Genomic DNA, 15,799 nt, shown 5'->3' with positions numbered 1-15,799 from the left:
CATGCGCAACGTCACCCATCAGGAACTGCTGACCCGGGCCGAGGCACTCGTCCCGCCCACCCAGCACCACATCGACGGCCGGGCCGAAAGCGGCAGTGGCGCGACGTTCGCCGTCATCGCGCCCCGCGACGGACAGATCCTCACCCACGTGGCCGACGCGGGTGAGGCCGAGGTCGCTCTCGCGGTCGCGTCCGCACGCCGCGCATTCGACTCCGGCCCCTGGCCGCGCCTGGCCCCAGCCGAACGCGGCCGGATCCTCCTGCGGATCGCCGAACTCCTCGACGAGCGACGCGAGGAACTGGCGCTCACGGTCAGCCTGGAGATGGGCAAGCCCGTCACCGACGCGTACGACATCGAACTGCGCGCCGTCATCAACACGTTTCGCTGGTACGGGCAGCTGGCCGACAAGCTCACCGACGAGTCCCCGCACACCGCGCCCGACGCCCTCGCCCTCGTCACACGCGAGCCGACCGGCGTGGTCGGTGCGGTCGTACCGTGGAACTTCCCGCTCACCCTCGCCGGTTGGAAGGTCGCCCCGGCCCTCGCCGCGGGCTGCACCGTCGTCCTGAAGCCGTCTGAATCGTCGCCGCTGTCGGCGCTGCTGCTGGGCCACATCGGCACCGACGCCGGCCTGCCTCCAGGCGTCCTCAACGTCGTCACCGGCGACGGCCCGACCGCCGGCCGGGCGATCGGCCTGCACCCGGACATCGACGTCCTCGCCTTCACCGGCTCCACCGCCGTCGGCCGCCACTTCCTGCGCTACGCCGCCGACTCCAACCTCAAACGCGTCTGGCTGGAGCTCGGCGGCAAGTCGCCGAACATCGTGCTGCCCGACGCCCCGGACCTGGAGAAGGCCGCCGCTACCGCCGCCTGGGGCATCTTCTTCAACCAGGGTGAGATGTGCACTGCCCCCTCCCGGCTCCTCGTGCACTCCTCCATCGCCGAGCAGGTCACCGACGCGGTGGTCCGGCGGGCGCGGGAACTGAAGGTCGGCGATCCCCTCGACCCCGCCACCGAGATGGGCGCCCTCGTCTCGAAGGCCCACCTCGGCCGCGTCCTCGACCACGTCACCGCCGGGCAGGCGGAGGGCGCCCGACTGCGCGCGGGCGGCGAGCGCGCCCTCACCGCCACCGGCGGCAGCTTCCTGCAACCCACCGTCTTCGACCGCGTCGAGCCCTGCATGCGGCTGGCGCGCGAGGAGATCTTCGGCCCCGTGCTGTCCGTCCTGACCTTCGACGACCTCGACGAGGCGGTACGGCTGGCCAACGCCACCGAGTACGGCCTCGCCGCGGGGCTGTGGACCTCCGACCTGTCCACCGCCCACCAGGTCTCCCGCGCCCTGAAGGCCGGCACGGTCTGGGTCAACTGCTACGAGGAGGGCGACCTCACCGTCCCCTTCGGCGGCATGAAGCAGTCCGGCAACGGCCGCGACAAGTCCGTCCACGCCCTGGAGAAGTACACCGAGCTCAAGACCACCTGGATCCAGCTGTGACGCGCCCGTTGATCGCCATCCCGGCCCGCTTCTCCGCCACGACCTCCGCGCTGCGGTACGCCGCCGAAGTCAACGCCCGGGCCCTCGTCGAGGCCGTCTGGCGCGCCGGCGGCGAACCGGTGAGCATCCACCCTTCCGACCCCGCCGACACCGACGTCGCCGCCCGGCTCACCCGCTTCGACGGCGTCCTCCTCCCCGGCGGCGGCGACCTCGCCCCGCACCGCTACGCCGCCACCGACACCCACGCCACCGTCTACGACGTCGACGACCTCCAGGACGCCTTCGACCTCCACGTCGCCCGTACCGCACTGGACTCCGGGATGCCGCTGCTGGCGATCTGCCGCGGCCTCCAGATCGTCGACGTCGCCCTCGGCGGCACGCTGGAGCAGGACATGGGCGGCCCCGACCGCGAGCACCGCCATCTGCTGCACCCGGTGACCATCCGCTCGGGAACGCTGACGGCGCAGGCGGTGGGCGCCGACAAGATCGAGGCGTCCTGCTACCACCACCAGCGGGTCAACCGCCTCGGCGACGGCCTGACCGTGGCTGCCACAGCCGAGGACGGCACGGTCGAAGCCCTCGAACTACCCAACGCACGAGGGTGGTTCGTGGCGGTGCAGTGGCATCCGGAGGACACCGCGCACCGTGACCCCGCCCAGCAACACCTGTTCGGCGCCCTGGTACGTCATGCCCGTTCCCACTGAGCAGCCCGGATGGGGCTTCGGCAACTCGCCGCCACGCGGGCATGTCCAAGGCACCGCGCCGGTCCTCGCCGCCGAACCAGAGGCTCCACAAGACCTCAGTGACAAAAGCACGGCACGGGGCCGCCCCGGTCGTCGGCCGGCAGGGCGACGGCCGTGGCACGTCTGGGCGCACCGCTCATCAATCTCCACTGGCACCGGCCCGCCCCGGCGGACCGGCGTCCTGATCGCGGTTCTCGGCGCGCTCACCGCCGTGGCCCCCTTGGCCACGGACATGTACGTGCCCGGCTTCCCCGAACTGGGGCGGGCCCTGCATGCAGGGGAACCGGCCGTGCAACTGTCCATGACTGCCTTCCTGGCCGGGCTCGTCCTGGGCCAACTGGTCATCGGGCCACTCAGCGACGGTCTCGGACGCCGCCGCCTGCTCCTGCCCGGCACCGCGCTGTTCGCCGTGCTGTCCCTGGCCTGCGCGCTCGTCCCCAACATCCAGGCGCTGATCGCTGTGCGGTTCCTGGAGGGCGTCGCCGGGGCTGCCGGAATGGTGCTTGCGCAGGCAGTGGTCACCGACTGGTTCCACGGCCCCGAACTTCCTCGCTACTTCTCGCTGCTGTCGATGGTGCTGGGCCTGGCGCCCGTCACAGCCCCGGTGCTCGGCGGTGCGATCCTGTCGGTCGCGAGCTGGCGGGCCGTCTTCGTCATGCTCACCTTCATCGGAATCCTGCTCGTCCTGGCCGCGCTGTTCGGCGTCCGTGAGTCCTTGCCGCCAGAGCGGCGCCACCAGGGCGGGGTGGTCATCGCGTTCCGGGCCATGGGCCGGCTGCTCCGCCGCCGCGCGTTCGTCGGCTGCATGCTGACCCAGGCGTTCAGCGCCGCGGCGCTCTTCTCGTACATCGCCGGCTCCAGCTTCGTCTTCGAGAACCTGTACGCGGTGTCCGCCACGAGGTACAGCCTGATCTTCGCGACCAACGCGGCGGGCATGGTGCTCGCCGGCTGGACCTTCGGGGCCCTCTCCAGACGCCTGCCGGTGGGCGCCCTGCTGACGGCCGGGACGGCGGTGGCGCTCGCAGGCACGCTGCTGCAGGTAACCATGCTCGCTGCGGGCGGCGGCAATCTGACCGGCACCTGGGCCTGCCTGTTCGTCTCTCTGTTCGGCATCGGGATCGTCTTCCCGGCCGGTATGTCTCTCGGGCAGTCACTGGGCCGGAAGACGTCCGGAGCAGCCTCGGCACTGCTCGGCGGGGTGGAGTTCCTGTTCGGAGCCCTCGCCTCCCCACTCGTGGGCATGTTCGGCACCGGCGGTCCCCTGCCGATGGCGGTCATCATGCTGAGCGCTACGCTCTGCGCCGCAATCGCGCTGGCGTTCCTGGCCCGCCCCTGGCGGACCCACGGCGCAGGGCAGCCGGCCACCCGCAGGTCCCCTCGACACCCAGCCCCCGACGAGCGGTGGAGTAGTCGTCAGGTGGCCAACCAGCCGCGCCAAGGGACGTTCTTGCTCAGGAGCCCGGCAGCGAGCCCGCGCACGCCCCCTTCATGCATGCGCGATGCGTGAACCGGAGGCGTCCTGCTGGTGGAGACGGCCCGTAGGACCGGGCTGGACCAGGCGATATCGGCGGCTCTGGCACCGTGGTGCAAGGCGCGGGCGGTGCACGATCCGGGGAAGATCCTGCTGGATGTGGCCCTGGCGGTCGCGCTCGGCGGGGACTGTCTGGCCGATGTGGGCATGCTGCGGGCCGAACCGGCCGTGTTCGGTCCGGTGGCCTCCGACCCCACCGTCTCCCGCCTCATCGACGCTCTCGCCTCGGCCGGGTCGAAGGCCCTGGCGGCGATCCGCACCGCGCGGGCCCGTGTCCGCGAACACGTCTGGAAGTTGGCCGGGCAAGCGGCACCGGACGCCGCTGTACTGCAGGTCGCCGGCGCAGTAGCGGGCGGAGCCGTGGATGCCGCGAAGCGCGAGGAAGAGGACATAGACATAGGGCGGATACTCGGGAGGTCGGCCCCGGCGCGGTCCGGGCGCTTGCTGATCTGTCCCGAGACGCCGGGCGACGGCCGGCCGTCTGCCTTGCCCGCCGTCCGGCGCCGGACGGGCGAGCCGTACCAGCAGGCCGCCGGCCGCCTCGCCCGCGCGATGGCCCCTGCCGGAGAGCTCCGGCTGGGCAAGGTCACCGGCCGGATCCCCCTGCCGAACGCGGCAGGGCGGCCCAACGGCGCGTGGAGCGCCGCTTGTTCACCGCGCATGCTCCCGCGCCGGCGGCCTGCATGCCCGCCTGACGGCACGCAACTGGTGTGGGTCCCCTACGACGAGCCGCCGCGCAGGTCGCACACCTGGGGATCGCGGAATTCGACGCCTTCCTGGAGGGCTAGGTGTTCTGTCCACGGAGGTTGGTGACAGCGATCACTGGAGAGTGATCTTGAAAGAGTGAGGGCCTTCCGGGTTCGGTGTGGATTCCGACATCTCCACCGAACAACGAAAGGCCCTCATGCCCCACCGTGATGCACCCCCTGACCGAGACTGGGCGGTTGCGGCTTGCCCGGCCGATTCGGGACAGAGCCGTTCGATTGACGGACCCGCCCGGCCCGGCCAGGTGGGCGGTCCGGGCAGAACTCGATCGCTGACACGGTCAAGGTGGCGCGCCGTCGTCAGGCCGGCTCGCGGACGAGGTGGACGAGTGCGGAGGCATAGTCGTCCGCGGCGAGGTCCAGGGGCAGTCCGTGGCTGAGCAGGATGGCGCCATGGTGCACGATGCCGGTGGCTGTGTCGCGGTAGCGGGCGGCGGGGTCGAGTGCACGCAGGGGCAGGGCCGGGTCGTGGTGTCCGTAGTGCCGTGACCGTCGCAGGGCGATCACTGCGGCTTCCCGGCCGTCCGGGGCGAGGTACTGCAGCGCGCTGAGCTCCCCGCCCCCGGGGGGCCGCAGCCGGTGCTGCTCGCCGAGCTGGACGAGGTGCCGTACGCGCTTGTACAGGGCCACGAGTTCGGCCGCGCGGGCCAGTTCGGCTTCGCTCCACCGGTTCAGGTCGCCGCCGATGCCCAGGACACCGTTCATGGCGACGTGGAAGCGGAAGTCGAGGGGCACGCTGCGCCCGGTGTAGGGGTTGGGGCTGTCGGTGACCCAGGCGCCCATGACCCGGGCCGGGTAGAGCTGGGAGAAGCCGTGCTGGATCCCGATGCGGTCGAGCGCGTCGGTGTTGTCGGAGGTCCACACCTGGTCGGTGCGGGCGAGGATGCCGAGGTCGAGGCGGCCGCCGCCGCTGCTGCACGTTTCGATGCGCAGGTCCGGGTGGTCGGCGCGCAGCCGGTCGAGCAGGGCGTAGAGGTTGTGTACGTGGTCGATCCACAGCCGGTCGGGGTCGCCGTCGGCGTCGGGCCAACCGGCTTCGGAGAAGGGGCGGTTCATGTCCCATTTGAGGAAGTCGATGGCGTTCTTCGACAGCAGTTCGTCGAGCCTGCTGTGCAGCCAGGCGGCCACATCGGGGCGGGCGAGGTTGAGCACCAGTTGGTTGCGGTGCTCGGTGCGGCGGCGGTGCGGGTGGTGGAGCACCCAGTCGGGGTGGGCGCGGTACAAGTCGCTGTCGGGGTTGACCATCTCGGGCTCCACCCACAGGCCGAACTGCATACCCAGGTCGTGCACCCGGTCGATCAGAGGGGTGAGGCCGTCGGGGAAGCGGTTCGGGTTGGGGGTCCAGTCGCCGAGGCCGGCGGCGTCATGGGTGCGGGCGCCGAACCAGCCGTCGTCCATCACGAACAGCTCGGCGCCGAGCGCCGCGGCCTTCTCGGCCAGCGCGATCTGACCGGTGACGTCGATGTCGAACTCGGTCGCCTCCCAGGAGTTGTAGAGCACCGGCCGCAGCTCCCCCGGGTGCGGCAGCACATGGTCCAGGACGTGCCGGTGCCACAGACGGGACGCGGCTCCGAAGCCGCCTTCGGTGTACGCCCCCACGCAGACCGGGGTGGCCAGCTCCTCGCCCGGCGGCAGCTCCCAGGTGACCGGGTCGTGGCCGAAGCCCGCGGACAGGGTGGCCCGTTCGGTGGGCAGCCGTTGGGCGGTGAGCCGCCAGCTTCCGCTCCAGGCGAGGGCGCACGACCAGACGCCGCCGTGGACCTCGTCGGCTTCGCCGTCGTCGATCACGGCCCAGGGGTTGCTCTGGTGTCCTGTGGTGCCGCGGCGGCTGGTGAGGACGGTCTCGCCGTAGGGCAGCGGGGTCCGGTTCAGCCGGGTCTCGGCGTTCCACTGCCCCCGCACCTGGCTCAGGCGGTACTCACGCAGCCTTGGCAGTACCCAGGTGGCGGAGTCGGCGCGCACGACCGTGATCGCGCCGTCGGTCTCGCTGCCGGTGTGGCGCAGGACGAGGTGGCGTTCGATGACATCGGTGCCGGTGCGCAGGCGGTAGCGCGTCTCAAGAGTGAGGGGGTAGTGCCGGTCGGTGAACCGCAGCAGCAGTTCCGTGCCGTCCTCGTGTTCGATCACCTCCTCGCCGGCCGGCTCCGGTTCGAGGTCGCGGACGCCGTCCGGGAAGCGGACCTGAACGCCCGAGTGGGCGTAACGCATGGCTCCGGCCGTGTCGAGGTCGAGGGTGCCGTCCGCGGGGTCCTCGAACGACCGGCGGCCGGGCTCCGGGGACCGGAGCAGGGAGACGGCCTGTTCGAGCGTGAGGCGGGGCCCCCAGTGGAGGCCGCGCAGTCGGCCGGCGTCGTCGAGGTGCAGCACGTAACTGGAGCCGGGTCCGGACAGGACCCACAGCCGGTGCTCGGGGTCATGGGCGATGTTCGGCATGGCGGCCTCTCGGGCTTGGGGTCGGACGGCGAGAACGTGCGGCGGCACGCAGAGGGAAGGGACCGCCGCCGGGATCGGCGGCGGTCCCTGAGGTGGAACGGTCAGCCGTTCACGGGGGCGACCTCGATGTAGTCGATGTCGGGTGCGTAGGAGGAGGAGTTGGAGATCTTCAGGGTGTTGGTTCCGGCGTTGAGGTTGACCGTGGTGCCCAGCGACCAGAAGTCGCTCCAGCCGTAGGTGTTGCGGAAGGTCACCGTGGCGGGCGTGCCGCCGTTCACCGTGAGCTGCGCGGTCCGGGACACGATGTTGGTGTTGTAGCTGGCGGTGCCCGACCGGTCGTTGTTGGCGTAGTGGATCACCAGGGCGTACCGGCCCGCGGCCGGGGCGCTGATGTTGCCGAAGGTCAGCGTGTTGGCGCTGCCGTTGCCGACGTAGCCGACGTCCTTGCCGCCGGAGGTCCACACGTTCGACTGGACCTTGGCCGCTCCGGCCAGGGTGCCGCTCTCGGCCTCGATCTTGGTGACGCCGCTGGTGTCACCCGAGCCGGCCACCTTCAAATCCTTCAGGGTGAGCGTGGCGCCGCTGTTCGGGCTGACCTTGATCCGGTTGATGCCGGCCACCAGGTAGAGGCGGTTGCTCGCGGTGGCCGCGGCGCCGCTGGAGTTGGCCAGGGTGGCGACGGTGGTGCCGTTCAGGGCCAGGGCGGCCGTTCCGCCCGTGGAGGCGTAGTCGGTCTTCACGGTGTAGTAGCCGTCGGTGGGCGCGTAGGCGTCGAACGTGGTGCTGTCACTGGAATCCAGCACGACGGCGCCGGTTCCGGCCTCGCCCACGTCGCCGTACGACCAGCCCGCGGTGCCGCTGGTGTCGGCGAACGTGGCCTCGTACAGCGTCTCCGGGTTGCTCTGCGCGGCCGTCAGGTCGATCTTGTCGAGCGTCACGTCACCCACGCCGGTGCCCAGGGTGGCGTCCGACTTGGCGAGCGAGACGGTGTGGCTGCCCGCGCTCAGCGTCACCGGGACGGTGACCGTGGAGCGGTACTCGGAGTTCAGCGTGGACGGGTAGGTGACGAACGCCGGGTTGGCGCCGTCGATCCGCAGCGCCTGCTGGGCCGGGGTACCGGTCTGGTTGCCGTAGAAGATCCGCAGGTTGTACGTGCCGGACGACGGGACGCTCACCGCGAAGTCGACCTTGCTGGTCGTCTGGTTGAGGGCGGTGACGTCCTTGGTGCCCGAGGCGGCGTAGAGCTGCGACGTGTTGTAGTTGGCGCCCGTGCCCTGGGTGCTGATCGTGCCGCTGGTGATGGTGCCGTTCTCGGCCTCGTACGAGGAGCTCGACGGCACGGTGGGCGTGGCGGCGGTGCCGCCGCCGTTCGGGGTGACCGTGACGCGGTAGGCGGACATGGCGTTCAGGCCGGTCAGCGGGACGGTGATGGAGCCGCTGGAGGGGGTGAAGGCGGCGCGGGAGATGGTCTGCGGCGGCGCCGACGTGCCGTCGTAGCCGCTCCAGTCCAGTGCCTGGACGGTGACCTCCACCTTGCTGCCGAACGTGGCGCTCGGGATGTTGTTGATCACCACGCTGGTGTCGGTGGCCGACCCGCCGAGGACCACCTGGGCCTGCTTGCGGGTGGTGTCCAGTGAGGCCATGCCCTGGAGGGTGTCCTGGACGCTGACCTGTGGCGGGGTCGCCTTGACGGTCTGCCCGGTCATCCCGGCGTACCAGTGCCAGAACCACCACGAGCCGTTCGGGCTGTTGGTGCGGGCCGTGTTGCCGTCCATGTTGCCGGCCGCGTCCCAGTAGGGCTGCTGGCCGTAGACCTTGGTGTCCTCGAACATCGTGGCCCACTGCACCATCTGCCCGGGCACCGACAGGTCACGCCGGTTGGCGTACTCGTCGATGTTGATGGGGATCGGGCTGATGCCGCGGGCGCTCTCCAGGGAGCGGTACGTCGAGTAGTGGCCGCGGTAGGCGGAGAGGGAGCCGGGGCCGAGCTCGTGCCAGGTGAACACGTCCGGCAGTTGGTTGTTGGCCTTGGCGTAGGTCAGGAAGTCGCCGAAGAACTTGCTGTTGAAGGCGGCGGTGTTGGGCCCGCCAATCTTCGCGCCGGGAATGATGCTCCGGATCCGGGCGTAGACGGCGCTCCAGTCGGAGTCGAACTTGTTCAGGGCGTTCTGGTAGGTGGTGGCGTCGCCGCTCTTGACGCCGGTGTACCAGATGCCGTCGGGCTCGTTGAAGGGGACGAAGACGACCTTGTCGGCGTACGAGGTCGCCTTGATCGCGTTGACCGCGGCGTCGACCTTGGTGAGGTAGTCGGTGATGCCGAGGTTCTGGTACGGCCAGTCCGAGTACTCGTCCTGGATGTTGGTGTACATCGTGCCGCCGCCGTTGCGGAAGAACGACGGGGCCACGTCCAGGATGTCCCCGTTGGGGTGCTGGGCGCCGTTCGGGGGCTTCTGGGAGCCGGTGGTGAGCTTCAGCGGCGCCAGCAGGTTGTCGCTGGGGACGCCGTCGTCGCTCTGCCCGTAGAGCGCGCCGTTCGAGCCGCGCAGGACGGTGCCGGTGGTCGTACCGAGGTCGACGGTGAACGTCTGGGTGGCGGCCGCCGCCGTCTGGGGCACCGCGAGGGCGGTGCCGACGAGGGCGGCTACGGCGAGCAGCGAGCTGGCGAGGGCTGCTCTTCTGCGGCCGGGCGGCGCAGCGCCCGGAGTGCGGGTGACGAGGGACATGGGGACCTGGCTTTCCCCTCCCGCGGCACTGCGGGAGGACAGAACGGGGAACGGGATGTTATCGCTCACATCCCCCGCAGATGGAGCGCTACGGAGCCGTCCGCCCCCAGGACCAGGATGGCCCCTTCGGGAACGGTCAGGCCGGAACGGTCAGGCCGGAACGGTCAGGCGAGACGGTGCGGTGCCGGGCCGGTGCTCTCGCGGACGATCAGGTCGGGTTCGGCCCACAGCGGTGGCGCCGGGGCGTTGTCCGGGTCGAGCAGCCGGTGCAGCATCCCGAAGGCGCCGCGCCCGAGCCCTTCGAAGTCCAGCCGTACGCTGGTCAGGGTGGGGTGGGTGTACGCCGCGTACGGCGCGTCGTCGAAGCCCATGACGCTCAGGTCGCCCGGCACGTCCCGGCCTGCCTCCCGGGCCGCCCGCAGCACACCGAGTGCGAGGTCGTCGTTGCCGCACAGCACGGCGGTGACCTGCGGGTCGGCCACCACGCTACGAGCGGCCAGGTATCCGGATCGAGGGCTCCAGCCGCCTTCCAGCGGTTCGGGGGCGGGTTGGCCGGCGCCGGTGAGCGCGTCCCGCCAGCCCTCGGCGCGCTGACCGACCCGGGTCGTGGTGGACGGGATCGTCATGTAGTGGACGGTCCGGTGGCCGAGGCCGAGCAGGTAGCGGGTGGCCTGGGCCGCCGCCGTCCGGTCGTCGAGCCAGGCTTCCGGTCTGCCGGTCCGCCCGGCATCCCGCGGCCGCTCCACCACGGCGGCTGCGGGGAACTCGGCGGGCAGCGCCTGCCAAGCCCGTTCGCCGACTGCGTTGAAGGCGATCACCAGGACGGGTTCCCCGGGACGGGCGAGCCGGCCGGCGACGTCGTCCGCCGTCAGCGGGGAGTTGTCGTCCAGGACACTGACCGACACGGCGAAGTTCGCCGCACGGGCCGCCTCCTCTATGCCCCGCAGGGCGAGGGAGGCGCCGTACAGGGTGGTGTCCGAGGTGAGCACCGTCACCGAGCGCACCACTCCCCCGGCCAGCGCCCGGGCGAGCCGGTTGGGTTTGTAACCCAGCTCGTCGATGACCTCCAGTACGCGTGCTCGGGTGGCCTTCGCAACCCTCGGGCGGTCGTTGATCACGCGGGAGACGGTCTGGTGGGACACCCCGGCCGCCTTGGCGACGTCGAAGATACTGACGGACCGCTGCCGGTCGGCGCCGTCCTGGGACGGCTCCTCGTCGCGGCGCGCCGGGGTGTGCTCCTGCATGTCCGTGGACTCCTGATGGATCGTCGCTCGAGGCACGTGCTGCCGGTGACTGCCTACTTGATCGCCGCGTTGGACTCCTCGTTGACGGAGTCCGCCGCCGCCTTCGGGGACTGCTGACCCAGCCACACCTGGTTGAAGGCGTCCTGCACCTTGACGTTGTACGTCGCCGAGGACGTGGTCAGCGGATATCCGACGGTCGTGCCCTCGGCCTCCTTGGAGAAGGCGCTGACGTCCACACCCCGCTGCTTCCACACAGCCACGTAGTCCTTGTTGAGCGTGGGGATGCCCGGCCACACCGACCCCTCGGAGACGATGATCTTCTGGGACTGCTCCGACCCGAGCCACTTCACCAGTTCCCACGCCTCCTTCGGGTGCTTGCTGCCCGCGTACAGGGCGTTGCTGAGCCCGTTGTACACCGTGCCCTTGCCCGCCGGGCCACTGGGCAGCTCGGCGACGCCGAAGTTGCCCTTCATCGAGCTCTGGTAGGCGTTGAGGTCCCAGCTGCCGTCCCACACGACGGCCGCCTGCTTGCGGGCCATGACCTGCGGCAGGGAGGCCCCGTTGGGGGTGTTGGTGACGGATGCCGGCACCGCCACGTGGTACTTCAGCCGCAGGTCCTGGACGAACTGGATGGCCTTGACGCACGACGGCTGGTTGATAGTCCACTTGCCCCACGCCTTGTCCTGGAGCTTGCAGCCGTTCTGGACCGCCGCGTCCCACCAGTCCGTCTGGCCGTTGGCCGACCCGAGCGCGAGCCCGTACTGCTTGACGTGCTTGCTGTCGAAGCCCGGCTCGTTCGGGTGCTTGCCGTTGTCGTCGACGGTCAGCTTCTGCAGCGCCTTGACGAAGCTGCCGCCGTCGGTAGTGTTCCAGGACAGGCTGCCCAGCTCATCCTGCGTCAGCCCCGCCTTCTCAAGCATGGTCTTGTTGTAGACCTGGGCGATGGTGTCCCAGTCCTTCGGCAGGCCGTACTGCTTGCCGTCCTGCTGCCAGCCCGTCAGGAGCTTGGGGTCGTAGATCGACGTGTCCAGCTTGTCGGCCTTGATGTACGGGGTGAGGTCGGCGAGGACGTTCTGCTGGGAGAACTGCGGGAAGTACGCCACGTGGTCCCAGAAGACGTCGGGCGCGGTGCGGCCGGCCATCTGGGTCTGCAGCTTGCTCCAGTACTGCGCCCACGCGTTCAGCTCGATCTTGACCTTGATCTTCGGGTGCTGCTTCTCGAACACGGCGATCGACTTCTGCAGCGCCGGCTCCTGGACGGCGTCCCAGATGGCGTACCGCAGGGTGACGGTGCCTCCGGAGGAGGAGGTGTCCGAGCCGGACGAGCCGCAGGCGGTGGTGAGGCAGAGCAGGAGTGCGCTGGTGGCGGTGGCGGCCAGGACTCTTCTGGAGGAAGCGGACATGGTTGGGCGTCCCTTTCGGTGCGGGCGGTGCGAGGTGGTGCGGGGGGAATCGGGGGGCCGATGGGCGGTGACGTCTTCGGTGGACGCGGACCGCTCGGGCCGCGGCGGCGGACGGCCTACTTGAGGCCGGTCAGCGCGATGGAGCGCACGATGTGCCGCTGGAACAGAAGGAACACCGCGATCAGGGGAAGCAGGGCGAGGGCCGCTCCGGCCAGCACGATGTGCGGCAGGTCGGAGACGTGTTCGCCCTGGAGGGCGGAGATGCCCACGGTGATCACCCGGGTCCGGTCGCTGTTGGTGATGATCAGCGGCCAGATCAGGTTGTTCCAGGTGTTGACGAACGTGATGATCGCGAGGGTGGCGAGGATCGGACGGCTCAGCGGCAGCATGATCCGCACCAGGATGGTCCAGGTGTTCGCCCCGTCGATGCGGGCGGCGGCCTCCAGGTCGTGCGGAATGGTGCGGAAGTGCTGGCGCACCAGGAAGACGCCGTACGGGGTGCCGAAGACGGTGGGCAGGATCAAACCCGCGTAGGTGTCCACCAGGCCGAGTTCACGCATCATCAGGAACAGCGGCACGAGCGTGATCATCTGAGGCACCATCATCGTGGCGAGGTATCCCCAGAAGAGCCAGTCGCGCCCCGGGAACTCCATCCGGGCGAGCGCGTAGGCCGCCAGCGCGCTGAACACCACCTGACCGGCGGTGACGACGACCGCCACGATCAGGGTGTGCAGCAGGAAGGACGACATCCCGTACTGGCCCCACACGGCACTGAAGTTGGCGAAGGTGGCCGGATGAGCGGGAGTCCAGGCATCGGTCGACAGCAGATCCGACGGCCGCTTGAGCGCGCCGTTCAGCGTCAGCAGGTACGGGGCGACGGACAGCAGCGCTCCGGCGGCGAGGATCCCGTACAGCGTCGTTCTGCGGACGGCGGTGGAGAGAGAAGACATGGGCGTGGCCGTCCTCAGCTGAAGTCGTAGATGGTGCGCTTGCGGAAGTACAGGAGCTGGACGGCCGTCACCAGCAGGATCACAGCGAACAGCAGCATCGCCAGCGCCGAGGCGTAGCCGGTGCGGAACAGCTGGAACGCCTGCTGGTAGATGTGGTAGTTCATCGTGTCCGTCGAGCCGCCCGGCCCGCCCTGGGTCATCACGTAGACGGTGTCGAACATCTGGAACGACCCGATCGTGTTGGTCACCAGCACGAAGAACATCGAGGGGCGCAGCAGCGGCAGCGTGATCCGGAAGAAGCGCTGCACGGTGCCGGCCCCGTCCAGGTCGGCCGCCTCGTAGAGCGATTCGGGGATCGCCTGGAGGCCCGCCAGCAGGAACAGCATGGTGTAGCCCGTGTACTGCCAGATGTTGACCGAGGCCAGCACCGGCATCGCCCAGCTGGTGGACGACAGCCACGCCGGGCCGTCCACGCCGAACAGGGCCAGGAACTGGTTGACCACGCCGTGCTGCGGGTCGAACGCCCAGCTCCAGACGATGCCGAGGGCCACCGGCATGGCCATCCACGGCAGGACGAACAGCACCCGGAACACCTTGCCGCCCCGCAGTTTCCGGTTCATCGCGAGGGCGAGCAGCAGCGCCAGCACGGTCTGCGCGGGGATGTTCAGCAGCACGTAGTACACGGTGTTGCGCATCGCGCGCCACACCTCGCTGTCGCCCATCATCTCGCGGTAGTTCGCCAGCCCTACGAAGCGCGGGGTGCCCATCAGGTTCCAGTCGAAGAAACTGATGACGACGACCCCGACGATGGGCGCCACGAGGAACATCAGGAGCCCGGCGAGGCTCGGCGCGAGAAGCAGGTACGCCTCCAGGGTGGCGCGGATCCGGCCCCGCCTGCGGCGGTGCCCAGCCGTGGACGACGGCGGGGGTTCGGTCGGGTGACGGCGGCTGCCGTCACCCCCCGGAGAAGGCTTGGTGGCAGGAATGTTATCGATCACACTTACGCTCCGTCGGGCGGCTCGTCCGGTGCAGCTGGGACACCGGCCGGAAAAGCATGGGGAAGCAGAAGCCACTGGAGGTGGGGCTCACGACGCGGCTGCGCGATACTGCGCTGCTGGATGTGAGTGAAGTGTTAGCGCTAACGCATCACTCGTCAAGAGGTGTCTTGAGGATTCCTCGCGACGGACTTCGGGTGGGGATCCGCCAACCCCGGCATGGCCCACGGAGGAAGCCGCGCCCCACGGCCGGGAAGAACCGCGCTCGTCCCGAAGCCCGGCGCCACGACTCCCGCTGCGCTCCGCTCCAACCTCATGGTCACCTGCGGGCGTAGGGACCGGGCGGTATCAGGGCGGGGTCGTCGGTGTCGATGTCGACCCAGCCGATCTCGGGGCGCGGGGCCGCCTCGACGGTCCCGCCGAGGGCAGTGGTCCGGTCGGGCCAGTGGTGGGTGCCGATCTCCGCTTTCAGCAGCGCGAAGAAGCTCTCGGCGGCGGCATTGTCGTAGCACGAGCCGGTTCGTCCCATGCTCTGCCGCAGCCCCAGCCGGCGTACGTCCCGGCGGAGTTCGTCAGCGGGGGTAGTTCGCTCCGCGGTCCGAGTGCACGATGCAGCCGGGCTGGAGGTCGCTGCGGCCAACGGCCATCGTCAGTGCGTCGACCACCAGGTTTTTCGAAGGCCGATGCAGTTGCTGAGGTGGCCACTGTCCTTACGTCCAGGTCCCCGCCTCTTACCGCGCAGGTCGCGCAGCCGAGCCATCCGAGCGGTCCTTCAAATGCCGCCCCTCGGCGGGTGGTCGGGAACTCCCTCCTCGTCGCTCGCCTCGCTGTTGGACCCGCGCTACCTCGCGGGCAGCGCCTTGATGAGCGGCCCCATGGCCGCAGCCGGTGGCTGTCTGCGCGCCCTGGACAACCGCCGCGGTGCCGCCGTCACCGCGCCCCGGCGCGCCGAACGCCTCGCGATGGCGGTCGGCCTGCGCGACTTCGTGGCCCACCACGTCACCGGCATCCTGGCGGCAGGGCCATGGGGCCGCCGGGCCGACAAGCGGGCATGGGCCGCTCTCGGTATCAGACGCTGCCCGGCCGACGCCGGGAGTCCCGACGGCCGATGAGGAACCAGCACAGAGATCCGAGGAACGGGGCCACGAAGGCGAAAACAATCCAGACCAGCTTCATCCCTCCGGCAAGCGCGGACCTGACGATGCTGATCAGCGCGCCCACGAAGAAGGCTGCGTAGGCAAGGCCGCAGATCAGGGTCACAGCAGCTGCCGTGAGGCCGATCGCCTGGTCGCCGCCTGCGGCGAGGCCCATATCGTGTACAAGCTGCGCATCCATCGGACGTTCCTCTCAAGGCGGGGAAGCTCGGGTTCACCGATCAGGTGAAGCGATCTTGGCTGCCACAGGATGTCGATGGCGTCGTACTTTTGATCTCATCCAGGTAAGTCAAAAGTGTTACTGATACCACCTGGAGCCGAGGGGCAGGCGCCGGTGGTGAAGAGCTGCCAGATGGTGGCGCTGACT

Annotated in this window: 12 protein-coding genes and 1 pseudogene; 5 read left to right on the top strand and 8 right to left on the bottom strand. The window is 70.0% G+C overall.

Features of this window, described 5'->3' with window-relative positions; translation table 11 throughout:
- Position 1 precedes the first annotated feature (1 nt).
- The 4 genes and pseudogenes from AC5P09_RS23840 to AC5P09_RS23825 all read left to right on the top strand — a co-directional run.
- On the top strand, positions 2–1,492 hold the full coding sequence (locus tag AC5P09_RS23840) for an aldehyde dehydrogenase (protein WP_493875820.1): 1,491 nt from the start codon (positions 2–4) through the stop codon (positions 1,490–1,492).
- Positions 1,489–2,196 (top strand): gamma-glutamyl-gamma-aminobutyrate hydrolase family protein, encoded by a 708-nt coding sequence (locus tag AC5P09_RS23835; protein ID WP_493875819.1) that lies wholly within the window; start codon positions 1,489–1,491, stop codon positions 2,194–2,196. Before AC5P09_RS23840 ends, AC5P09_RS23835 begins: the two co-directional genes overlap by 4 nt.
- Positions 2,197–2,377: 181 nt before the next feature.
- Entirely contained in the window at positions 2,378–3,742 is a 1,365-nt protein-coding gene (locus tag AC5P09_RS23830; protein ID WP_493875892.1) for a Bcr/CflA family efflux MFS transporter, read from the top strand.
- Positions 3,743–3,745: 3 nt separating this feature from the next.
- Positions 3,746–4,084 (top strand): annotated as a pseudogene (locus tag AC5P09_RS23825) (transposase); the annotation flags it as partial.
- 746 nt (positions 4,085–4,830) lie between these two features.
- Here the strand turns inward: AC5P09_RS23825 and AC5P09_RS23820 are convergent.
- The 7 genes from AC5P09_RS23820 to AC5P09_RS23790 form a co-directional block, all read right to left on the bottom strand.
- Complete coding sequence (locus AC5P09_RS23820) at positions 4,831–6,963, bottom strand: alpha-galactosidase (RefSeq protein WP_493875818.1); 2,133 nt, start codon at positions 6,961–6,963, stop codon at positions 4,831–4,833.
- A gap of 101 nt (positions 6,964–7,064) precedes the next feature.
- Positions 7,065–9,686: a CBM35 domain-containing protein gene (locus tag AC5P09_RS23815; protein WP_493875817.1), complete on the bottom strand. Its 2,622-nt coding sequence runs from the start codon at positions 9,684–9,686 to the stop codon at positions 7,065–7,067.
- A gap of 164 nt (positions 9,687–9,850) precedes the next feature.
- Entirely contained in the window at positions 9,851–10,930 is a 1,080-nt protein-coding gene (locus tag AC5P09_RS23810) for a LacI family DNA-binding transcriptional regulator (RefSeq protein WP_493875816.1), read from the bottom strand.
- A 53-nt stretch (positions 10,931–10,983) separates the two neighbouring features.
- Positions 10,984–12,333, bottom strand: coding sequence for an ABC transporter substrate-binding protein (locus tag AC5P09_RS23805; RefSeq protein ID WP_493875815.1), 1,350 nt, complete (start codon positions 12,331–12,333; stop codon positions 10,984–10,986).
- 116 nt (positions 12,334–12,449) lie between these two features.
- Positions 12,450–13,283 carry a carbohydrate ABC transporter permease gene (locus AC5P09_RS23800; protein ID WP_493875814.1) on the bottom strand — a complete coding sequence of 278 codons (834 nt, stop codon included), beginning with the start codon at positions 13,281–13,283 and terminating at the stop codon, positions 12,450–12,452.
- 14 nt (positions 13,284–13,297) lie between these two features.
- Entirely contained in the window at positions 13,298–14,281 is a 984-nt protein-coding gene (locus AC5P09_RS23795) for a carbohydrate ABC transporter permease (protein WP_493875813.1), read from the bottom strand.
- A 316-nt stretch (positions 14,282–14,597) separates the two neighbouring features.
- Positions 14,598–14,807 carry a hypothetical protein gene (locus AC5P09_RS23790; protein WP_493875812.1) on the bottom strand — a complete coding sequence of 70 codons (210 nt, stop codon included), beginning with the start codon at positions 14,805–14,807 and terminating at the stop codon, positions 14,598–14,600.
- Between the two features lie 247 nt (positions 14,808–15,054).
- Here AC5P09_RS23790 and AC5P09_RS23785 point away from each other — a divergent pair, with 247 nt between their 5' ends.
- A complete protein-coding gene (locus AC5P09_RS23785) occupies positions 15,055–15,390 on the top strand; it encodes a hypothetical protein (RefSeq protein WP_493875811.1) in 336 nt (111 codons plus the stop codon).
- On the opposite strand, the gene AC5P09_RS23780 is transcribed toward AC5P09_RS23785, so the two are convergent.
- The gene (locus AC5P09_RS23780; protein ID WP_493875810.1) at positions 15,347–15,613 is read right to left on the bottom strand and encodes a PLD nuclease N-terminal domain-containing protein; all 267 of its coding nucleotides are present in this window, start codon (positions 15,611–15,613) and stop codon (positions 15,347–15,349) included. The genes AC5P09_RS23785 and AC5P09_RS23780 overlap by 44 nt on opposite strands.
- Between the last annotated feature and the right edge of the window lie 186 nt (positions 15,614–15,799).

This window comes from Streptomyces sp. a15 (assembly GCF_059026085.1).
This window is presented reverse-complemented; position numbering and strand designations above follow the sequence as displayed.